Source organism: Mycolicibacterium aichiense, assembly GCF_010726245.1.
Classification (GTDB): Bacteria; Actinomycetota; Actinomycetes; order Mycobacteriales; family Mycobacteriaceae; genus Mycobacterium; species Mycobacterium aichiense.
On sequence record NZ_AP022561.1, the window covers coordinates 4413583 to 4430688 of the forward strand.

At 62.2% G+C, this 17106-nt stretch carries 36 protein-coding genes; all 36 read right to left on the minus strand.

The features are described from left to right. Positions 1–2: 2 nt before the first annotated feature. Complete coding sequence (locus G6N32_RS21055; RefSeq protein ID WP_115321700.1) at positions 3–245, minus strand: hypothetical protein; 243 nt, start codon at positions 243–245, stop codon at positions 3–5. Beyond that, complete coding sequence (locus G6N32_RS21060; RefSeq protein ID WP_115321701.1) at positions 242–439, minus strand: hypothetical protein; 198 nt, start codon at positions 437–439, stop codon at positions 242–244. Before G6N32_RS21060 ends, G6N32_RS21055 begins: the two co-directional genes overlap by 4 nt. Further along, on the minus strand, positions 436–597 hold the full coding sequence (locus G6N32_RS21065) for a hypothetical protein (protein WP_163789368.1): 162 nt from the start codon (positions 595–597) through the stop codon (positions 436–438). The genes G6N32_RS21060 and G6N32_RS21065 overlap by 4 nt, the downstream gene beginning before the upstream one ends. Continuing rightward, positions 597–827 (minus strand): hypothetical protein, encoded by a 231-nt coding sequence (locus G6N32_RS21070; RefSeq protein WP_115321702.1) that lies wholly within the window; start codon positions 825–827, stop codon positions 597–599. The genes G6N32_RS21065 and G6N32_RS21070 overlap by 1 nt, the downstream gene beginning before the upstream one ends. Then, on the minus strand, positions 827–1276 hold the full coding sequence (locus tag G6N32_RS28945; protein WP_115321703.1) for a helix-turn-helix domain-containing protein: 450 nt from the start codon (positions 1274–1276) through the stop codon (positions 827–829). Before G6N32_RS28945 ends, G6N32_RS21070 begins: the two co-directional genes overlap by 1 nt. After that, positions 1276–1479 carry a hypothetical protein gene (locus G6N32_RS21080; protein ID WP_115321704.1) on the minus strand — a complete coding sequence of 68 codons (204 nt, stop codon included), beginning with the start codon at positions 1477–1479 and terminating at the stop codon, positions 1276–1278. Before G6N32_RS21080 ends, G6N32_RS28945 begins: the two co-directional genes overlap by 1 nt. A 9-nt stretch (positions 1480–1488) precedes the next feature. After that, a complete protein-coding gene (thyX, locus tag G6N32_RS21085) occupies positions 1489–2217 on the minus strand; it encodes an FAD-dependent thymidylate synthase (protein ID WP_115321705.1) in 729 nt (242 codons plus the stop codon). A gap of 73 nt (positions 2218–2290) precedes the next feature. Continuing rightward, entirely contained in the window at positions 2291–2866 is a 576-nt protein-coding gene (locus G6N32_RS21090; RefSeq protein WP_232077226.1) for a D29-gp49 family protein, read from the minus strand. Positions 2867–2877: 11 nt separating this feature from the next. Further along, positions 2878–4959 carry a ribonucleoside-triphosphate reductase, adenosylcobalamin-dependent gene (gene nrdJ / locus G6N32_RS21095; protein ID WP_336504491.1) on the minus strand — a complete coding sequence of 694 codons (2082 nt, stop codon included), beginning with the start codon at positions 4957–4959 and terminating at the stop codon, positions 2878–2880. Then, positions 4923–5105 (minus strand): hypothetical protein, encoded by a 183-nt coding sequence (locus G6N32_RS21100; RefSeq protein WP_115321707.1) that lies wholly within the window; start codon positions 5103–5105, stop codon positions 4923–4925. The genes nrdJ and G6N32_RS21100 overlap by 37 nt, the downstream gene beginning before the upstream one ends. Beyond that, positions 5102–5746 (minus strand): hypothetical protein, encoded by a 645-nt coding sequence (locus G6N32_RS21105; protein ID WP_115321708.1) that lies wholly within the window; start codon positions 5744–5746, stop codon positions 5102–5104. Before G6N32_RS21105 ends, G6N32_RS21100 begins: the two co-directional genes overlap by 4 nt. 173 nt (positions 5747–5919) lie before the next feature. Next, positions 5920–6687, minus strand: a complete 768-nt coding sequence (locus tag G6N32_RS21110; RefSeq protein ID WP_115321709.1) for a metallophosphoesterase family protein — start codon at positions 6685–6687, stop codon at positions 5920–5922. Further along, positions 6680–7240 (minus strand): DUF6378 domain-containing protein, encoded by a 561-nt coding sequence (locus G6N32_RS28585; protein ID WP_174901049.1) that lies wholly within the window; start codon positions 7238–7240, stop codon positions 6680–6682. The genes G6N32_RS21110 and G6N32_RS28585 overlap by 8 nt, the downstream gene beginning before the upstream one ends. After that, positions 7237–7500 carry a glutaredoxin domain-containing protein gene (locus G6N32_RS21120; RefSeq protein WP_197935759.1) on the minus strand — a complete coding sequence of 88 codons (264 nt, stop codon included), beginning with the start codon at positions 7498–7500 and terminating at the stop codon, positions 7237–7239. The genes G6N32_RS28585 and G6N32_RS21120 overlap by 4 nt, the downstream gene beginning before the upstream one ends. 8 nt (positions 7501–7508) lie before the next feature. After that, positions 7509–7907, minus strand: a complete 399-nt coding sequence (locus tag G6N32_RS28950; protein WP_232077227.1) for a toprim domain-containing protein — start codon at positions 7905–7907, stop codon at positions 7509–7511. A 61-nt stretch (positions 7908–7968) separates the two neighbouring features. Further along, positions 7969–8226: a hypothetical protein gene (locus G6N32_RS29305; RefSeq protein WP_410432340.1), complete on the minus strand. Its 258-nt coding sequence runs from the start codon at positions 8224–8226 to the stop codon at positions 7969–7971. A gap of 122 nt (positions 8227–8348) precedes the next feature. Next, entirely contained in the window at positions 8349–8816 is a 468-nt protein-coding gene (locus tag G6N32_RS21135; protein ID WP_115321713.1) for an endonuclease VII domain-containing protein, read from the minus strand. Next, positions 8817–9662, minus strand: coding sequence for an alpha/beta fold hydrolase (locus G6N32_RS21140; protein WP_419538669.1), 846 nt, complete (start codon positions 9660–9662; stop codon positions 8817–8819). After that, the gene (locus G6N32_RS21145; protein ID WP_163789371.1) at positions 9638–9814 is read right to left on the minus strand and encodes a hypothetical protein; all 177 of its coding nucleotides are present in this window, start codon (positions 9812–9814) and stop codon (positions 9638–9640) included. Before G6N32_RS21145 ends, G6N32_RS21140 begins: the two co-directional genes overlap by 25 nt. Beyond that, on the minus strand, positions 9811–10050 hold the full coding sequence (locus G6N32_RS21150; RefSeq protein WP_115321714.1) for a hypothetical protein: 240 nt from the start codon (positions 10048–10050) through the stop codon (positions 9811–9813). Before G6N32_RS21150 ends, G6N32_RS21145 begins: the two co-directional genes overlap by 4 nt. Before the next feature lie 107 nt (positions 10051–10157). Next, the gene (locus tag G6N32_RS21155) at positions 10158–10544 is read right to left on the minus strand and encodes a beta-sandwich lipoprotein (RefSeq protein WP_115321715.1); all 387 of its coding nucleotides are present in this window, start codon (positions 10542–10544) and stop codon (positions 10158–10160) included. 26 nt (positions 10545–10570) lie between these two features. Next, on the minus strand, positions 10571–11368 hold the full coding sequence (locus G6N32_RS21160; RefSeq protein WP_115321716.1) for a DnaB-like helicase C-terminal domain-containing protein: 798 nt from the start codon (positions 11366–11368) through the stop codon (positions 10571–10573). Between the two features lie 78 nt (positions 11369–11446). Next, positions 11447–11593, minus strand: coding sequence for a hypothetical protein (locus tag G6N32_RS21165; protein ID WP_163789373.1), 147 nt, complete (start codon positions 11591–11593; stop codon positions 11447–11449). Further along, the gene (locus G6N32_RS21170; protein WP_115321717.1) at positions 11590–11832 is read right to left on the minus strand and encodes a hypothetical protein; all 243 of its coding nucleotides are present in this window, start codon (positions 11830–11832) and stop codon (positions 11590–11592) included. The genes G6N32_RS21165 and G6N32_RS21170 overlap by 4 nt, the downstream gene beginning before the upstream one ends. Before the next feature lie 28 nt (positions 11833–11860). Then, complete coding sequence (locus tag G6N32_RS21175; RefSeq protein WP_115321718.1) at positions 11861–12055, minus strand: hypothetical protein; 195 nt, start codon at positions 12053–12055, stop codon at positions 11861–11863. Next, positions 12052–12339 (minus strand): hypothetical protein, encoded by a 288-nt coding sequence (locus G6N32_RS21180; protein WP_197935763.1) that lies wholly within the window; start codon positions 12337–12339, stop codon positions 12052–12054. Before G6N32_RS21180 ends, G6N32_RS21175 begins: the two co-directional genes overlap by 4 nt. A gap of 86 nt (positions 12340–12425) precedes the next feature. Further along, positions 12426–13385: a RecB family exonuclease gene (locus tag G6N32_RS21185; RefSeq protein WP_115321719.1), complete on the minus strand. Its 960-nt coding sequence runs from the start codon at positions 13383–13385 to the stop codon at positions 12426–12428. Further along, the gene (locus G6N32_RS21190) at positions 13382–13669 is read right to left on the minus strand and encodes a hypothetical protein (protein ID WP_163789375.1); all 288 of its coding nucleotides are present in this window, start codon (positions 13667–13669) and stop codon (positions 13382–13384) included. Before G6N32_RS21190 ends, G6N32_RS21185 begins: the two co-directional genes overlap by 4 nt. Before the next feature lie 155 nt (positions 13670–13824). Beyond that, a complete protein-coding gene (locus G6N32_RS21195; RefSeq protein ID WP_232077229.1) occupies positions 13825–14400 on the minus strand; it encodes a hypothetical protein in 576 nt (191 codons plus the stop codon). 194 nt (positions 14401–14594) lie between these two features. Continuing rightward, positions 14595–14777 (minus strand): hypothetical protein, encoded by a 183-nt coding sequence (locus tag G6N32_RS21200; protein WP_115321721.1) that lies wholly within the window; start codon positions 14775–14777, stop codon positions 14595–14597. Between the two features lies 1 nt (position 14778). Next, entirely contained in the window at positions 14779–14955 is a 177-nt protein-coding gene (locus tag G6N32_RS21205; protein ID WP_163789377.1) for a hypothetical protein, read from the minus strand. Then, complete coding sequence (locus tag G6N32_RS21210) at positions 14952–15272, minus strand: hypothetical protein (RefSeq protein ID WP_115321722.1); 321 nt, start codon at positions 15270–15272, stop codon at positions 14952–14954. The genes G6N32_RS21205 and G6N32_RS21210 overlap by 4 nt, the downstream gene beginning before the upstream one ends. A 1-nt stretch (position 15273) precedes the next feature. Further along, positions 15274–15399: a hypothetical protein gene (locus tag G6N32_RS29175; protein ID WP_264028604.1), complete on the minus strand. Its 126-nt coding sequence runs from the start codon at positions 15397–15399 to the stop codon at positions 15274–15276. Continuing rightward, the gene (locus tag G6N32_RS21215; RefSeq protein ID WP_115321723.1) at positions 15399–15734 is read right to left on the minus strand and encodes a DUF7199 family protein; all 336 of its coding nucleotides are present in this window, start codon (positions 15732–15734) and stop codon (positions 15399–15401) included. The genes G6N32_RS29175 and G6N32_RS21215 overlap by 1 nt, the downstream gene beginning before the upstream one ends. Further along, complete coding sequence (locus G6N32_RS21220; RefSeq protein WP_115321724.1) at positions 15731–16201, minus strand: SprT-like domain-containing protein; 471 nt, start codon at positions 16199–16201, stop codon at positions 15731–15733. The genes G6N32_RS21215 and G6N32_RS21220 overlap by 4 nt, the downstream gene beginning before the upstream one ends. A gap of 73 nt (positions 16202–16274) precedes the next feature. Next, positions 16275–16949 carry a DNA cytosine methyltransferase gene (locus G6N32_RS21225; RefSeq protein WP_115321725.1) on the minus strand — a complete coding sequence of 225 codons (675 nt, stop codon included), beginning with the start codon at positions 16947–16949 and terminating at the stop codon, positions 16275–16277. Between the last annotated feature and the right edge of the window lie 157 nt (positions 16950–17106).

Here is a 17106-nt window from a genome sequence, read left to right on the forward strand (position 1 = left end):
TCCTACAGGTACGGGTTGGTTGGATGTTGGAAGGAGTACTGATCCGACGGACGCACGCAACGTCGGCTCAGAGCCGCCTTTATCGACTCCTTTGCGATCCGGTCCTGTTCCGCGTTGTGCTCGTCCACGAGCTTCTCGGCAGCGTCCAAGATCTTCTTGGCCACTTCGGGATACGTGTCGATCACGATCCGAACCTGCTTCTTCTGGAACAGGTCATCGTCGGCGTTGGTCAGCACGTACCTCATTCGCCATCCACCTCGATGTCGTCGTGGACGTGCATGACGATGATCTGGCTGTAGTCGAGCTGGATCTTGCCGTCCAGCGGGAGCTTGTTGAGCGCCCGCTTCAGCGTCCGGACGGTAGTGCCTCCGTCGAAGCTCAGGCTCTCCCGGCTGCCGGTGATCGGAATCGAGAACCGCTCAATGCGTTGGACTTTCATCGGCGTTCCGGCTCCACGATGACGATCGCGCCAGCCTCGATCTTGATCGGCCATTCGGCCGCGTTGATCTTGCCCAGCTTCTGCCACGCCTCGTAGAGGGTGTCACCCTCCTCGAACTCGACGTAGATTGTCTTGCGGCTCTTCTCGGTTACCTTCATCAGGCGAACTTCCTTCTCAGCGAGCGCCGGTAGGCGCGGTTGTAGCGGACTGGCGTCTCGGGCTTGCCCATCCGACGCATGACGAGCACAGCGTGGGGGACGCCCTCCTGGCGCTTGCGGCGCTTATCCAAGACGTGCCAACGCTTCTCGGCCTTGAGCCACTGCCAGACCTCGCGCTTGCTGTAGAGGTTCAGGACGCCGTCGTGGTCGTAGATCGCGTACATCTTCATCAGTGGTAGAGCCCTCTCACGGTGCGGCTGATGGTGGCCGGGTTGACGCCGTAGTTGGCGGCGAGATCCTTCTGCTTCATCCCGCCCCGATAGGCGGCGCGGATGTCCTTGACCTCTTGCTCGGTGAGCTTCTGTCGATTCGCCCGGTCCGGGCCGGTATCCGGCTTGGCCAAGGCCATCGCATTGCCGAACAGGTCCGTCGCCCGACGCAGCTTGGACGAGAGATCTCGATTCGACTCCAGGGCCTCGTTGAGTCGACGCGCCAGCTTGACGTTGGCGGCGTGTACCGCCGTGTTGTCTGCCCGCAGCTCGATGTTGCACCGGCTGGCCACCGACAGGTTGGCCTCAGCCTCTGCCAGATCAACCTTGAGCTGATCGTTCTCAGAGATCAACGTGTCGCCCAGCGACTTCTCCTGCGCCAGCGCAGCTTTCAGATGCTTCTTCCGCATCAGTCTTCTTCCTCCCCGCCCAGAGCGCGAGTCTCTTCCTCGCTCATCTGGTAGTAGTCAATGACGAAGTCCCAGTTGAAGGTTCGGTGTGTGCCGCCCTCGTGCTGGATGATCAGGACGCCCTCACTGGCGTCCAGCAACGGCTCGCCCGTCGTGATGACGACGCGATCGATCAGGGTGATGGCGGTAGCCCGCTGTCCCATGTGTTCCTCTCAGTAGCTGTAGGGGGTGTCGGGGATGTCCTGGTAGATCCCAGGAGCGATCTCCCGGAGCTTCTGCAGCAATTCCCCGGCCAGTTCACGGATCTCGGCGTCGGCGGCTTCGTGCCACCGCGCCTTGATGACGTAGCGCCATGCCCGGTGATTCGCCGTCACGACCATCGGTGAGCTGGTCATGTTCGGCAGGACCGACCGCGCCGCTTCGCGAGCCTGCTTGCGGGGCAGTTTGTTCGCCTCGAAGATCAGCATCAGAGCGTCGTACGCAGCCGTGGAGCTGTCGTTGGCACCGAGCAGGATGTCCTCGGCGTACGCCCGGTCAAGAGCCGGGAGCTTGTCCAGCACCGGGGGCCAGTGGACGCCCAGCGGCGTCGGGTCGACGTACCGCTGCGAGACCACGCTGAACGACAGGTGACGGTGTCGGCTCAGCTCGGCCAGGACCGAACGGCTGGCCTCGATGTAGAACGTCGCCGAAGCGTGCTCCAGCACGCTCTCGTGCCCGATCTCGAGGATGTGCTTGAGGTAGTCCTCGTTCTCCCGCGTAGCGGGGTTCGGGCGGTTGAAGCTGCGGTAGCAGTTACGGCCTGCGAACTCAGCCAGCTCGTCGGCGTCGTAGTCGCCGAACGGCTCATCGCCGTCAGGCTTGGTGAATGGATTGGGCTCGTACCCAATCTCCTGCAGCGCAAATGGATTGACCTCTGTCGCCGCAATCAGTGTGGCTTTCATACTCTCCGCTCAGAGTGTCGTGGGGGCCGGTCGTCGGTGCCGGCCCCCGTTGGGTGTCAAGCTCGAGGCGTGACTACTTGCTGGGCCACTTCGCGGCACACTGCTCGTCGCGAGGTGCCGTGCAGGAGAACAGCGCGTATGGCTTGCCGGTCTTCTTCGAGATGCCCGACTTGTACTCCATCTCGCCGTGCTGGCAGTACTGCTTCTCGCCGTTCGGAGCTTCCTTGGCCTCCTGCGGGGCGCGGGACTGCTGCTGCTGTCCACCCCCACCGCCGCCGTTACCGGCAGGCTTCGACGGAGCGCCGCCACCGAGCGCGGCGAAGCTGTCGTTCATCTGCTTGGCTCGCTCGAACAGGGAGATCCACCGCCGACCTTGCGACATGGCCGAGACCTCGTCGGGGTTGACGCCCAGGTCGACCAGAGCCTCGGAGACGCTGGTGTACTTCGGCACGATCCACGGGAAGCCGTAGCTGCCGTCGCCCTTGAAGGTCACCGACAGGTCTCCGCTGGGAGAGACCGCCACCGGAGCAGCAGCGGTCGCCACCGGGGCGGGTGCCGTCTGAGCCGGGGCAGGGGCAGGAGCCTGAGTGGGCTCCGGGGTCGGCTCGGGTTGAGCCGGTGCGTCCGCGAACGGGTCATCGTATGACAATGTGTTACCTCTCACTTAATGGGGCATGCGCCGTTAGCGCACTCTTCATCGACACCGTCAGAGACGGCTTTTGCAACAGCAGATTCGTACTGCTGTTTGGTGATTCGCTCGTACGGAGCCTGCGGGAAGCTGGCCTCCGGGAAGATCGTGGAGCCCTTGATGACCCCTGCGAACTTCTTCAGCGATTTGGCGACATCAGTCGCGCTGTACGCGTCCGGATCGACGTTGGCGGTGAACGACACCGCGTTGTCGGCCCAACACATCTGGTAGGTGGCCTGAACCGAGAGCATCTCGCGGAGGCTCAGTTCGTCGGCTGACTGCACCAGCCACTCGGCCCGTTCGGCACCCCAGATCTCCTCCACAGCGGCCAGGAGCGTGTCCTTGGTAGGAATGGACACCACGGCTGTGTTCGGGGCGTACAGGTCGTCCTCGACGTGGTAGCCCTCCCGACTCAGCCGCGACAGCTCCGACAGGTCGTTGTGGCCGTTGAACCGGATCCTCCGGATGAAGTAGCGCGAGAAGATCGGGTGGATACCCTCACTCACTCCAGCCAGCTTCGCGACCGTGCCCGTAGGTGCGATCGTTCGCTTCTTCACCGGCACCGGGATCCGCAGCTCGTGACAGAACCGCTCCGCAGCCTCATCGACCTCAGAAGCCAGCTCGCGCAGCAGCTTCTTGAACCGGGTGTTCGCAGCCGTCGCGTTGTAAGCCTGGCCTGTGAGGGCCAGATACGAAGCCACACCGAGGTGCCCGACGCCGATGCGCCGGTTACGGTCGAGCACTTCCCGGCTCTTCGGGTCAGCTACCTCCGAGAAGGTGGCACGGATCAGGAACCGGGTCATCAGTTGGTGCGCCTTGATCAGACCGAGGTAGTCGGTCTTACCGGTGTCACGGACGAACGCCGCGAGGTTGATGTGCCCCAGGTTGCAGGGCTCCCACGGCTCCAGCGTGATCTCGCCGCACGGGTTGGTGCAGACCACCTTGTTCGGCTCACCGACGTTGGACAGGCTCGAGTCCCACATCCCAGGCTCGCCGTTCCGGACGGCTCCCTCGGAGAGAGCTTCCATCACGTCGCGAGCAGTCGCCTGCTCGAGAACGTCCTCCCAGGTGTTGATGTCGGCCTGACACAGTCGCCAGAACTCCTCATCGACCTCGACCGAGATGTTCGTCGTCCAGTGCTCACCAGACTCGGCCTTGCAGTTGATGAATTCGCGGATCTGAGGATCGTTCCAGTGCATCATCGACATGCGAGCTGACCGGCGAACTCCACCGGCCACCACGCACGAGGCGATAGCGTGATCGACCTCCATCGCGTCGAGCCCGGTGAGAGGCATTCCGGCCCATCCCCGCAGAGACATGAGCTTGCAGACCTTGATCAGCATCTCCGCGAACGGCTTTGGGCCGCTGGCGAATCCACCGAACGTCTTCAGCTTCGCCCCCGACGGGCGAACCCGGCTCACGTCGTAGACGCGCTGGAAGTGGGTGACCTCGTCCCGGTAGTGGGTGTCGATCAGATCCACCAGGGCTGCCGCCCAGCCCTCACGGGAGTCCTCGACCTCGAAGGCACCGACCCAGTCGGGGTCGTACTCGGTCGACAGGATGCCTGCCGCCTTCATGTCCTCGTAGTCGGGATGGTCTGGGTCGCAGACGATGTGGACGAACAGCTCTTGCTGAACCGGACCGTACTGGTCGAGGTAGCAGTTCGAGTAGTTCGCCCCTACTCCCCCGCCTTCCATGAGGCGCATGAACGTGAACTCGAAGTGTTCCGAGATCTTCTCGGGCCACCCGGACACCCAGCAATTGAACAGGTGCTGGGCATTTCGCACCCCGGATGCCCAAAGATGCCGTCCAGCGGGCAGGAGAGCGAAACGCTCCATGAGCCTGATGAGGTCTTCACGCTCACCGTCGAGTTGATAGCGCTCCGGAACGAGCGCGAGGTTGCCGTCAACAACTCGCTGAACTGTCTCTCCCCACGTCTCCTTAGAGCCGTCTGGCTTTGTTCGAGCGTACGTGCGGTTATAGACGAGTTCACCTGTTGGCCCCCAGGGGATTTCAGTCACAGTTTCCTTTCTCCATAGCCGGGGGTGAAGCACCCTCCGACATACATCTCCAGGTCGTCTTGAGACCAGTTCTCGAGCAGCATCGGCGGCTGGTGAGGGAACAGCTCCGGGAACACCTCGGCCCGGTACATCTCCGAGCCGGCCATCCCGTTGAACTCACCGTCGAACAGCGTCTTCATGCTGAGATCGCCTGTGCCGCAGCGCGAGACACCAGCTTGCGTGTCCCAGGCCCATCCGGACGCTCGACGTGCTGCTGCTTGTGGCTGCTGTTCATGTTGTCGGCCAGCGACTTCAGAGCGTCGGTAGCACGCTTCTTCTCCGCACCCGTCGAGAGGTATTCCTCGTTGACGTACTTGCGGATCAGGATGTCGTGATACTGAGGAGTCGTCTCCTTGAGGCGGGCCAGCGCATGCTGCAGGTCCGTCTCCATCGAGATGCTCGCGGTCACCGCGTCCTCGAACTCGCCTCCGCTGGAGACGTTTTCCTCAGAAGACCACCCGGACTGGACGGTGTACTCCGCGCCGCCGATGGCACCGCTCTCCAGCAGCCGCTTGACCTCGTTGACCGAATACCGGAAGTTCCCGGTGAAGTAGTCGTAGTCGTCGCGCTCCTTGCTGGCGATGCGATGGCCGATCTTGGAGATCGTCTGGTACCGAGGGTTCGGCTCCATGTGGAACAGAGCGTCGAGCGTGTTCGGACGGCTGAGGATGTGCTCCCAGATGTCCTGCTCGATGTCCTCTGCCTCGACCACACCCGGCCACTGGTTGGCCACCGACCGCGCTGCCTTCGTGATCTCTGGCGCTAGCAGCTCTTCGTTCACTAGCTGTCCTTCCTGGCCAAAGCGACCGCGTGCCATGCCGCGCCGCCGTGTCCTTGTCCGTACGCGTATCCGTCCCCGAAGAACGGGCCGATGTCCTCTGCAGGCCCCGCCGCGACTGGCTGTCGCGAACGGGGGTTGCGGTGAAGGAACGGGAGCCTGTTGGGTGTCAAGTTCTAGACCTCCCAGACGCTTCCGTCGACCGAGAACCGACCGTTCTCGATCGGCACCAGCTCAGGCTTGACGTGGTTGCCCTCGATCGTCAACATCCCAAATCCTGTCTGCCAGTTGGCCGTTGCACCCTTGAGGTACTGGGCCAGGTTCATGTTCATCAGGTTGCCGACCTCCATCGACCACAGCACCTTCTGGTGACCTCCGTAGCCCCAGGTGTGCGGCTTGATGCCCTGCCGGTGGGTGTGTCCGATGATCACCGAGGTGTTGAACCGGACCATCGCGTTGTACGCGGTGTCAGCAGACTTCTGCGTCAGCCGAACGCCGCCACGGTGGCCGTGCGTCGAGATCCAGCCCGGAGCGATCTTGTAGAACTCCGGAGCCACCTTGACGCCGAATCCGTCGAAGTCCAACAGGTTCTGGAACCGGAAGTCGTCGGCGTACTCGATCAGGGCCGGCGCGAACTTGGCCAGATAGTCGAACGGGCGACTGTCGTGGTTCCCCTCGTGGACAAGCACCGGGCCGTCGAAAACGGCGCGGAGCGGGGCCAGGAAGCGGGTCTTTGCCTGCTCCGAATCCGGCTTGATCCGCTTGGAGAACTCCTCGGAGGTCCCCTTCGTCCACCGCGACGGTGACGGGTAGTCCATCAGGTCCCCGATGTGGACGACCTCGTCGGGCTGGGTATCCCCGATGAACCGGATGACGGCCTTGAGGGCCTTCCGGTCATCGAACGGGATCTGGGTGTCGCTGATGACGACGATCCGCTTAGACATCGAACTCCTCGATAACCTCGGTGAAAGGACTCACTTCGTCGGAGGAGACTCCGCGAGGCGACATGCCGTCGTGCTGTCGACGCCAGTAGCCGCCCTCACGCCGCCACCACAGAGCGCCGACCTTGTCGGTGACGAGCGTTACCTCGTCCGGGATCTCGTGGTTCAGGTAGTGCCACTTCCGGGGCAGGCCGTTCTTCACACGGAGGATGTCCGACACCGAGCTGATGGTGAAGTCCTCCATCCGGACCGCGACCGTGTTCGTCTCGAACGGCTCCGGATCCGTGCTGGGCTGCGGCAGCTTCTCGGTCAGACCCGCGTACCCGCAGATGTCGACGTAGGAGTCCCGGTGGAAGCCGTTCTTGGCTCGGGACAGCTTCATCTGCACCATCAGGTGGGCGACGTCGAACGCCGTCAGCGGCTCCTTGAGCTTCGGACCCAGCTCGACCGTCCATCGGCTCGCGATGTCGAGGAAGGACTCCTCCACCGGCCCGTAGTCAGTTCGACGGGGGCCGTTGATGATTCGCTCAGCTTCTTGCAGGATGGTCTCGGTCACAGGCCAGTCTCCGATGCGGTGTAGTAGTGGATGAGGTCTTGCAGCTTGTCCCGGTCGTCTCCGACGATGGGATCGTGGGTGTCGGTCACGATGACCGGAGTCGAGCGCAGCTTCAGCACCTTGGTGACGTAGTCGTACGCCTCGCTGTTGAGCGTCACGTCCACCGCGTCGTAGTCGATGCCAGCCTCTTCCAGCAGCTCCTTCACCACGGTGCAGGGGCCGCACCCCGGCTGCGTGTAGATCGTCACGGGAGCGAACATGGTTCGCATCAGATCCTTTCCAGCAGAGCGTCTTTGCCCCGCGTTATCACTAGTGAGTTGACATCCTCGCCATCGGGCATCGGGATGATCCGGGCGTTCGGCAGCGTCTTTGCTACCTGCCGTGCGAAGTCCATCCCGGAGTCGTCTCCGTCGGCCAGGATGTTCACGATGCGATAGCCGAGGAACAGCTCCCGCATGTACGGCTTCCACATCTGCGCGCCAGCGAGTCCCACCGATGGGATCCCGCTCAGCTCGGCGGTGATCGTGTCGATCTCGCCCTCACAGATCGCCATGTCCCGCGAGTAACGGGTCAGGGCTGCGGTGTTGTAGATCCGAGGCCGATCCCCGGCCACGGTCATGTACTTCGGATCGCGACCGTCCAAGCGCCGGAAGCGAATTGAGGCCACCGACCATCCCCGCCACTGCGACCAGCGCATGTACGGGATCGAGAGGCAGCCTCGGTACATCTCATGTCCAGGGAGTGGATCTGCCACGAACCCCAGACCGAACTGGGGAACTCGAGCCACGCCCCGACTCGCCAAATACTCGTCGGCTGGACTTCCGGGCAGGCTTTTTCGGTACTGGGTGGTTGCCTCCCACAGATAGGCTCTCTGCGATTCGCTTAGCCTCTGCAAAACTCACCTCCTCTTCGTGTCGGATGATCGAGATCGCGTCTCCGCGCACCCCGCAGGCCATGCAGTTGAAGCCCTGGTTGTCGTAACTCACTGCGGCAGAGGGGTGTTCTTCCCCGTGGAACGGGCACAGGCACTTGTTCCACTCGCTGCGATCCTCGGGAGGATCCCAGTCCGGGTAGTACCGGAGGATGGCCGCTGCGATTCCGTTGGGTGTCAAGGTTGACTCCTGAGCTTGTCTGCTTCGATCGGCGCGATGCGCTCCCCGATGACCTGGACAGCCGGTGGGCTCGTCAGGTATGCGATGGCCCGCTTGAAGAACTCGATGCAGTCCCGAGCCCATCCGAGGGTGTACTTGTTGCACATGGTGCAGAGAAGACCCCGGATGATTCCAGTCTTGTGGTCATGGTCGACACTGAGGCGCTTAATCTTGCCAGTGGATCGCTGGCAGATGTAGCACCGACCGCCTTGGAACTCGTAGATCTCCCAGTACTCGTCAGCGGTAATACCGTACGTCGCAAGTATTCTCGCCGCCCATGAGCCTGAACTGCGCTCTCGTTTCTTTGCCCGATGATGCGTAGCACAGCGGGGTCCGGGGTGAGGTGCCTTGCGTTTGGACGTGATTCCCTCGGTGACGCAGTCAACGCATACCCTCTCTTTCGGCTTGGTGGCTTTTCGAGCCACTCAGCTCGCCCCCATGATGTAGCGCCGGGGGAACAGGTCGAGCAGCGCCAAGCTGATCAGATCAGCGGCCAGGGCTGGGTCCACCAGCATCCACGAGTGGAATCCGTCCACCGCGTAGAACACCCCGTCGGTGAGCCGAGCCGTGCTCACGCCGGCCTCGTACGGGACGATCTGGTCGTGCAGGCCGTGGAGCACTGCCGTCCGTACACCGTGGCGGTTCATCGCCGTCAGCAGCGGTACCGTGTTGGCCCGCATCAGCGCGTAGGCAGCCTTGACGCAACGAAGACCTGATACCGAGCCGCGCAGAGTGCCTACGAGGCTGGCCCGCTCACCAGCGTCACGCACGCGGATCGCGTCTGCGGCATCACCCACGACATCCAGCACAGCCGCTGAGAGCTTCTGTGCCGCCCGAATACCGAACGTGAGGTAGTTGCCCACACAGATCGAATCGTGGTGCTCCTGGCCCGTAGCAGCGTCCATCAGGACCGCCCCGAGCACGCGGTGCGGGTTACGCGCCGCAACCTCAGCGACCAAGCCGCCGCCCATCGAGTGACCGGCGAAGATCGCCCGCTCGATTCCCAGAGCGTCCAGCGCCCGGACGGTGATGTCGGCCATGTCGGCCATCGTGTGGCCCCAGGGCAACGAGCTGCTGCGACCGTGGTTGGCCGCGTCCAGACCGATGACCCGCATTCCCTTACCCGCGAGCTGCTCGAACAGCTCGGAGTAGGCCGGTGCGCTCACGGTGAGACCGTGGAGGAACACCAGAGTCATTGGGCCGGAACCGACCTCGGATACTCCGACCCGGAAGCCGTCGTCCAGAACTATCGTGGTGTGTTGCATCTGCATTCTCCGGGTTCGCCCTTCTCGCCGATGTAGCCCATCGGTCCCTGTGGTCCATGTGGTCCCTGCGGACCCTCAGGGCCGCGCATCCAGCCGCTGATGACCAGGAAGATGATCAGCGCCAGTTCGAGGAGGTGGATGACCTCCCCGGTGCTCACGCAACCCACCTCTTCGCGAGGCGGTCGACGTTCTCCTCGGAGACGTTCCGGGCCAGACCGTTGGCCAGCTCGATACCGACGACCTTGGTCTTGATGACGTTGGGCTTCTTGGGATCCGGGCTCTCCGGGTCGAGGGACTTGTGGGTCCACGAGACCGGCTTGGTTTTGATCAGATCCCCCAGGATCTGCTGGTGGATCGGGTTGAGCTTCTTCGGCATAGCGTTCGGGGTGGTCATGTTTTCCTCTCGTTGGGTGTCAAGGTTGGGTGATGGGGAGGGCAGCTCGCGCACCGGGGTACGGCGTGCCTATTGCCCAGAACGGCCTATTACCCTCCCCACCAAGATCAGCGCAGTTCGATGTCCGGAAGGATCGCCTGCGGCTTGAAGTTGACCTGGTAGAAGTCGGTGCTGACGTGTGCTCCGTCGACCTGCTCCACGAAGTAGGAGACGTTGTCGCTCAGGCCGAGGAAGTGCTTCTTCATGCCGTCCTTGGTCTTGCACGTCACGTCGAGCTTCTTGGCCCCGGTGTCCGGGTTGATCGAGCACCGGCCCTGGATCTCGAGCAGGTACTTGTCGGTGATGCCGTTGAAAAACACGATGCGACGGTTGATCTCGAAGTTGTCAGCGGCCTTGCTGAGGTTCTCCGACGCGACATCCGCGTCCGACGAACAGCCGACGACGCTCAGGCCGAGCGCGACGGCAGCGATGGTGGAAGCGATGATCTTCTTCATGGTTCTCCTGTTGGGTGTCAAGCTGGTCAGAAATCGGTGATCTGCATGGTCTCGCCAACGAACTCCAGCGAGGCGAAGTCTTGGCCCGACGCGTCAGACTTCCCCCCTCGGTTCTTGACCGTGGAGACGTTGAGCTGGTCGGAGCCGTAGCCGTCCGACAAGCGGTGCAAGGTCAGGACCATCTCGGGCACGCGCCCGATCTGTCCCTTGATGCCAGACAACGGGATTGGCTTGTTGCCGTCGTTGTGCTGACCGGTGACGTGGTGCAGTCCGATGACGCACGAGCCGGTCTCCCGGCCCATCTCGTGGAGGTAATCCATCAGAGCCTCCAGGCCCGAGAACGGGTCATCACCGTCCCCTGACTCGGTGCGGACGTTGGTGATGTTGTCCACAACGATCAGAGCCGGAAAGTCCTCGTAGAGAGCGTCATACGCCTGCAACGAGTCCTCGATCACGTCGAGCGACGGGGATGCCTTGTAGTTGAACCGAATTGGCAGCTCGTCAAGCTGCGCTGCGACATCACCGATGTCCTCGTTGCGTACCGCTCGGTTCGCGTGCTCGGTATCCCAGCCGGTGAGAACCTGGACCGATCGCGTCAACTGGGTGAACGCATCGGAGTCCGCGCTGAAGTACAGCGTGGGCACCTTCGCCTTGATGGCGTAGGCCAGGATCAGCGCCGACTTGCCCGTGCCTGGGCCGGCGCAGACGAGGACGAGCTGGCCCCTCCGGAACACAGTTCCCTTGGCTGCGAGCGCATCCCAGACCTGGGGTAGCGGATCACCGGCAGTGCCGCGAATGTAGAGCGACTGCCGTGGTGTGTACACGAATCTCCTTTCATGGCCAGGTGACCGCGAGGGCCACGACAACGGCGATGTAGATGGCGAACGCCCCGATCCACTCCATCAGAACGGAGGCCCGTAGGTCTCGATGATGTAGTCGTACAACGCATCTCGGAGGTCGATGGTCTGGTGGCGCTTCCCCCCGAGCCGGTCCTCCCAGCCCTTGATGATCTGGGTGAGATCCTTCTTGAGCTGCTCGGTGGCCGTCACACCGTCCCCTGGGGGATCTTGGCGTCGTGGATCTTGCGGCCCTGGTGAGCTGCCTCCTGCTCCGCGCTGATGGCGCGCTCCAGCTCCCGAGACAACCGGGTGGCTCGCATCTTCAGCAGCTTCAGGATGTCCGGACCCTTGAAGCCTGCGCGGTGTACCCGCAGCACGCCTGCCGTCTCGTGCGGAGCCAGCGGGCTCCGGAGCATCGGGTGGTTGGGATCCCAGTCTCGCGGGGTCATCGGTTCCTCTCGTTGGGTGTCAAGCTGGTCACAGACCAAACTCCTCGTGATACATCGGGATGAACGCCCTGGCCGGGGTCGGCCGGCCTGCGGCTACCTCGGTGTCGAACGCGTCGATCAGTGTGCGGATGTAGGCGCGGTGCCACGGCGGTGCCTCGTCATGGAGGACAGTCAGCTTTCGCCGCTGCTTCTCCACGTTCATCCCAGGTTGGATGTCCCTCACGCGACCCACGCCTTCCCGTCCCAGCGCCGACCGTCCGGGTAAGCGATCACCACGTCCCGGCCAGGGCTGGTCTCACTCTCAGCTCGTGCGAACTTGAGCGCCGCGTCGTGGTCCGGGAACGGGTAGCGCGCTGGCTGCGCCTGTGCGTGCCACGGAGGCATATCTGGTCGTGGGCCAAGCTCCACCCAGGTGTACTCCTTGCCTGGGATCACGTACCCGACGTGTTCCTTGAAGATCGCCACCCCGTTGGGTGTCGTCGTCGCCAGCAGTTCGTTCCGGCTCATTTTCTTCCTGCCTATGTATATGCGTGTAATTTTTCGAGACCGGGCCGAGCTGTGACGTAACACACCCCGTTGGGTGTCAAGCTGAACTACTGGAAAACGGGGCAGGAATAGTTCACGTCGCAAAAACCGCACTTGTCGGGCTCCGGATCAGCCGGGAAATCCCCGGCCTGGATCTTCTCCTCGATCTCGTGAAACCTCGCGGTGATCTTCTCCCGCGTCCACTCAGTGAGGTCGTACGGCTCCGTTATGACCGGCTTCTTGCCCTTCTTACCGGCCATGAAGTAGTCCCCCTTCTTGGGGGCCTCGATGCCGAACATCATCGCTACAGCGAGCGCGTAGACGCCAAGCTGGAAGTCGTCTCCCGGCTTGTTCCCGGTCTTGTAGTCACGGACCCTCAACTCCCCGTCGACCACAACGATCGCGTCGATGAATCCTCGGACCCGGATGCCGTCGACCGTGAACTCCACGGTGATGCCGTCGGCCTCATAGGTCCCTGTGATCGCACCCAGCTCGGGTGGGAACTCCAGCTCGATGCTGAACGACAGCTCGATCGCGGGCTTACTTGGCTTGCAGTCACAGTCAGCGACGTGGTGCTCCTGCCCAGCCTCGTCGTCACCGACGATGCAGCGACGATCGCGGATCTCGGGAGTCATCCAGATCTCCTGGCCCTGGGTCTCACGCCACGCCATGAACTTGTTGATCTGCTCGAGCCCGATGTGGAACCGGCGCTCGATGTCGGCCTCTCCGTTGTACGGCCCGGACCAGAACCACCACTCGAAGTTCGGGGTCTCGTCGCACAACGCTCCGATGTCCTTGGCGTACTCCTCGCGGAAGATCTCTTCTGCCCGTTCGAGGGTCACGTCTCGGCCCTCCATGCGGGCCTTCTCGATGACCTCCGCGACCGTGTGGAACGCGGTGCCCTGAGGCAGCCACGCGGCCGGCCTCGCCCACACCTTGTCGATGCGGGCCAGCTTGTACGACATCGGGCAGCGGGTGTACTGGTTCAACTGGCTGACGCTCCGCAGCGGCAGCGATGTCTTGCTCATCTGACCAACTCTCCGTAGATGTGCGTCTTGATGATCGTCTGGAGACAGGGCAGCGACCACGGTGCGGGGTCGACCACGCTCGCGCTGTAGAGCCTGAAGACGGAGAACAGCCCCCGGTTGTTCATCATGGTTTCGTCTTCAAACTCCCCTTCCCCCAACACATCCATGCAGTCGGCTCCGAGGATGAGATCCTGCACAGGCTGATAGATCGGTTTGGTGCTCCTCACCAAGGAGCTTCGATAGACGAGGAGCAAGGTCACCGCCAGTTCAGGTGTGTCCTCCATCCACGCCTCACAACGCTGAGCGAAAAGCCACCTCGGTCTGTCCACGATCGTTTCTACGTCGGTATGTCGGGCTCCGGGGAATGCTTCTACTAGGCGTGTCAGTGGCACTTTTCGTATCCTGTTTCCGGCCCCCCCGCACAGCGTCGGGCCTTCTCTTATCTGTGATGATCGAAGACATCGTCTGGTGGCCAGCACCAGATCATGTCGCCTTCCTCGGTCAGATTCGTGTACTCGTTGGCCCTGATTATGAGGTCGTCGTCTGACAACTTCCGGGGTCGGTACGCGAAGCCTCCGTGCGGAGCTACTCCAGGCTCCGGAGGCAGGTTGGGGTCGAACTCGAGGACAACGTCGTTGTCCCGCAAGAACTCCCACCAGCGAACCAAGCGACGTTTCTTTTCGTCGCTCATATCCTTGAATCCGTTAGCCATGAACTCGCCGTGGTCACGCAGGCGCTGGTACGCCACTGCCTTGCCATGGAGGTTTGTCGTCTTCCAAGGCCACGCCTTGTTGACGATCTGACGGGGTGTCAACGAACCTCCGTAGGTGTGCTTGTGCCACGAGACAGCTTGGCGCGATACGCCGTACATGTCTGCGATTTGGCTCTGGTTGTACCCCTTCCTGCGAAGACTCTCAATGTCTGAGAGTGTGAGCGCAGCTCGCTGTCCGGGCTGCTTGGTGATTTTGCCGCTCATGTTTCCCTCCATGAGTAAGGATTTCAGTTGTAGCTCCATGTCAAGGAGCATAGTAGTTGACTGTCAAGTCATTTCTCGCCTTATCGGGTATATGAGGTGTTTCGTCCCCCGACGCGGATTCGTTACCACCAGAACCTGGCAACGCGCTGAGAACACCTCACTAACATGCTGGCAACACCTTACGAACATAACCGAAGCTATGACGTCCTAGCAACTAGTAAGTGCCCCTATGTTTAGATCTCCTCGCAGCCGGTGGCTTGTACCACGTCTTCGGTTTTTACCTGCTCAAGGCGGTTTTCGATGTCCTCGATGTCCCACTGAGCCTGCTCATTCCCCGGATTGGCCAGGAGCCGGTCATGGGCCTCAGCAAGCAGATCGTGCAGCTCGTCCAGGTCGTCTACGTCGTCCACGTACATGTCATGCCTCCTCGTGTGTCCACTGGCCGACGGTCGCCCCGTTCCAGTCCTTGATGGTCCCGGAGCGCCAGCCGCCGACTACCTGCTGACTGATCTCGTCGAGGATTTCGTGGACCTGCAGGCTGAAGTCGTCCTCGAAGGCTGCGTTGTCCGTGTCGAACTCGATTCGCATCTTCACTGCAGATCCTCCACTTCCGCGCCGTAGTCGTACTCGGCCTTGTTCACCAGCTCATCGAAGTCGAGGCCGGCCGCATCGCACAGGTGCATCAGATCTCCGAGGAGGTCGGAGACCGATGTCTCGATCGTGTCCCGACCGACGACGTTGACGTACGTCTGCAGGGCCTTGGCTGCCCAGACCACGTTGCAGTTGTTCTGCATCTCCGGGTGGCCCTCGTAGCGGTCGCGGTTGGTGAACGCTCCTGTTGCGTGAGCATCCGCGATCTGGTCGAGGTCTTCGAAGTTCTCGATGGTCAAAGTCGTTTTGTATAGCGGCATTTCACAGCTCCTTGATCTGCACGGCGTGGCCGTTCTGGACTTCATGGACTCGCACAGCGATGCCGAAGAGCTTGCGCTTCTCGGCCTTCAGCACCGTGCCGCACTGGCACCTGACCTTGAACTTCATCAGCAGTACCAATGCTTCCGGCAGTAGCGGGACTTCTTGTCGTCGTCCTTGCGCTTGTCGTCGTCGTGGGAGGCGGCAGGACCCCTCGACACCGCCGCCTCCCGGCCATCGTTGGCATCCTGCTCGGTGCAGGGCGAGAACTCGCCGTGCTCCAAGTGATACCTACGGTCCCCCGCTGCCGTAGTTTTCTGGCTGGCCGGTATCTCGGCCAGGTGTGCATAACACCGCGCCGACACATCGGCGTGAGCTTCACCGGAGTACGCGATGGCTACCGCCGCCGCGAAGATCATCAGGCCGAGGATGAACAGTGTTGTGGCCCAGATACGTTGGATCATCGATTCCTCTTCCAGACGACCGGCGAGGCTCCTGCCGTGCATCGGCAGCGCCATCCGTCGAGCCTCTTGGGCTGCCGGTATCTTGCGAATTGCTTTCCGTGGTCGCACGTTCCGAGCCACGGAGCCGTACGGTCTACCTCTTCGAGCTGGAAGCAACGCTTTCCGTTGCCGCCGAGCGATCGGTGCTTAGCCGCCCACACCGCGTCGTGGCCGTGCCTCGGGCCGACCAGCGCGTGGGCCAGTTCGTGGGTGATGGTCATCATCGTGTCCTCGTAGGAACGGATAGCCATCAGATGTTTGGACAGGCTGATCACTTTGTTCGTGTGATCGCACAGGCCGGCCCGCCGACGGGCGTTGTCCAGCTTGACTTTCCACCCGACCAGACCGTGCTCCCGGATCAAGCCGACTGTGATCTGGTGTGCCATAGCTTGCGTCATGGTTGCGGGTCTGGTCAGGGTGGCGGTCATGGCTAGTTCTCCTCGTCGTGCAGGTCGTTGGCGAGCTTGCGGTACTTGTTCAGCAGTTCGATCAGTTCATCGCTCAAACCCATGCCTCCTCTCGGAGCTGGGCCATGAGCTGATGGCCGATGTACTCGGTGAAGGCTGGTGGGATGGCTTCGGCGATCTCCTTGCGGACGCTCGTCCAGTGGATCCCCATCGCGTCTTGCCACTCCTGCAGCGATCCCTTGCCGCCTCCGTGGCCGTACACCGCGACCATGTCGCCTTCGTACTTGACGCCGTGCCGCCATCCGGCGACACGATGTCCCTTGTGGGACGGGTGATCTGGCTGCGGTGCCCAGAAGCCTGACACCTCGAAGAGCCGATGACGGAACACCCGCAGTCCGAACATCAGGCCGCACAGCTTCAGGTCCGCACGGATCGGTGCGCCGACGACGTTCTCGATGATGTACGGCTTGCCGACCGCGTCCAACGCTTCACGCGTTGGCGGCAGCAGGTCCGGGAAGTTGTTCTCCCGGTAGCTGTGTGTTCCCGTGGTGAGCGCGCTATACCTCTGGCATGGCGGGCTCGCGTGAACCGCGTCGAACTCGTGACCATGCTCCTTGAGGAACTCGATCGCATCTCCGCGATGGAACTCGAACGGGTAGTTGTCCCGCTGTTCGATGTCGACGCCTACCACCTCGAAACCTGCTCGGTGGTAACCCATCCCAGCGCCACCAGCGCAGCAGTACAGGTCGAGGATCCGGGGCTTGCTCATTGCTCTGCCTTCCAAGGCTTTACGCACTTCCAGCAGAGGTGCGCCATAGCGTCCAAAGCCGGGTCTGCGTCTGGGTTTTCGAAGATCTGGACGTTGCAGTGCTGGCAGCGACCGATGACGTTGTCCACGTCTCACCTCCGTTGGGTGTCAAGTTGAG

Bases quoted from the DNA above. Each gene is read 5' to 3' on its own strand.
- G6N32_RS21055 (WP_115321700.1), bottom strand. From the start codon at position 245: ATGAGGTACGTGCTGACCAACGCCGACGATGACCTGTTCCAGAAGAAG.
- G6N32_RS21060 (WP_115321701.1), bottom strand. From the start codon at position 439: ATGAAAGTCCAACGCATTGAGCGGTTCTCGATTCCGATCACCGGCAGC.
- G6N32_RS21065 (WP_163789368.1), bottom strand. From the start codon at position 597: ATGAAGGTAACCGAGAAGAGCCGCAAGACAATCTACGTCGAGTTCGAG.
- G6N32_RS21070 (WP_115321702.1), bottom strand. From the start codon at position 827: ATGAAGATGTACGCGATCTACGACCACGACGGCGTCCTGAACCTCTAC.
- G6N32_RS28945 (WP_115321703.1), bottom strand. From the start codon at position 1,276: ATGCGGAAGAAGCATCTGAAAGCTGCGCTGGCGCAGGAGAAGTCGCTG.
- G6N32_RS21080 (WP_115321704.1), bottom strand. From the start codon at position 1,479: ATGGGACAGCGGGCTACCGCCATCACCCTGATCGATCGCGTCGTCATC.
- thyX (WP_115321705.1), bottom strand. From the start codon at position 2,217: ATGAAAGCCACACTGATTGCGGCGACAGAGGTCAATCCATTTGCGCTG.
- G6N32_RS21100 (WP_115321707.1), bottom strand. From the start codon at position 5,105: ATGAAGACGCTGTTCGACGGTGAGTTCAACGGGATGGCCGGCTCGGAG.
- G6N32_RS21110 (WP_115321709.1), bottom strand. From the start codon at position 6,687: ATGTCTAAGCGGATCGTCGTCATCAGCGACACCCAGATCCCGTTCGAT.
- G6N32_RS21120 (WP_197935759.1), bottom strand. From the start codon at position 7,500: ATGTTCGCTCCCGTGACGATCTACACGCAGCCGGGGTGCGGCCCCTGC.
- G6N32_RS21140 (WP_419538669.1), bottom strand. From the start codon at position 9,662: ATGCAGATGCAACACACCACGATAGTTCTGGACGACGGCTTCCGGGTC.
- G6N32_RS21150 (WP_115321714.1), bottom strand. From the start codon at position 10,050: ATGACCACCCCGAACGCTATGCCGAAGAAGCTCAACCCGATCCACCAG.
- G6N32_RS21155 (WP_115321715.1), bottom strand. From the start codon at position 10,544: ATGAAGAAGATCATCGCTTCCACCATCGCTGCCGTCGCGCTCGGCCTG.
- G6N32_RS21170 (WP_115321717.1), bottom strand. From the start codon at position 11,832: ATGACCCCGCGAGACTGGGATCCCAACCACCCGATGCTCCGGAGCCCG.
- G6N32_RS21180 (WP_197935763.1), bottom strand. From the start codon at position 12,339: ATGAGCCGGAACGAACTGCTGGCGACGACGACACCCAACGGGGTGGCG.
- G6N32_RS21185 (WP_115321719.1), bottom strand. From the start codon at position 13,385: ATGAGCAAGACATCGCTGCCGCTGCGGAGCGTCAGCCAGTTGAACCAG.
- G6N32_RS21190 (WP_163789375.1), bottom strand. From the start codon at position 13,669: ATGGAGGACACACCTGAACTGGCGGTGACCTTGCTCCTCGTCTATCGA.
- G6N32_RS21195 (WP_232077229.1), bottom strand. From the start codon at position 14,400: ATGGAGCTACAACTGAAATCCTTACTCATGGAGGGAAACATGAGCGGC.
- G6N32_RS21200 (WP_115321721.1), bottom strand. From the start codon at position 14,777: ATGTACGTGGACGACGTAGACGACCTGGACGAGCTGCACGATCTGCTT.
- G6N32_RS21210 (WP_115321722.1), bottom strand. From the start codon at position 15,272: ATGCCGCTATACAAAACGACTTTGACCATCGAGAACTTCGAAGACCTC.
- G6N32_RS29175 (WP_264028604.1), bottom strand. From the start codon at position 15,399: ATGAAGTTCAAGGTCAGGTGCCAGTGCGGCACGGTGCTGAAGGCCGAG.
- G6N32_RS21215 (WP_115321723.1), bottom strand. From the start codon at position 15,734: ATGATCCAACGTATCTGGGCCACAACACTGTTCATCCTCGGCCTGATG.
- G6N32_RS21220 (WP_115321724.1), bottom strand. From the start codon at position 16,201: ATGACCGCCACCCTGACCAGACCCGCAACCATGACGCAAGCTATGGCA.
- G6N32_RS21225 (WP_115321725.1), bottom strand. From the start codon at position 16,949: ATGAGCAAGCCCCGGATCCTCGACCTGTACTGCTGCGCTGGTGGCGCT.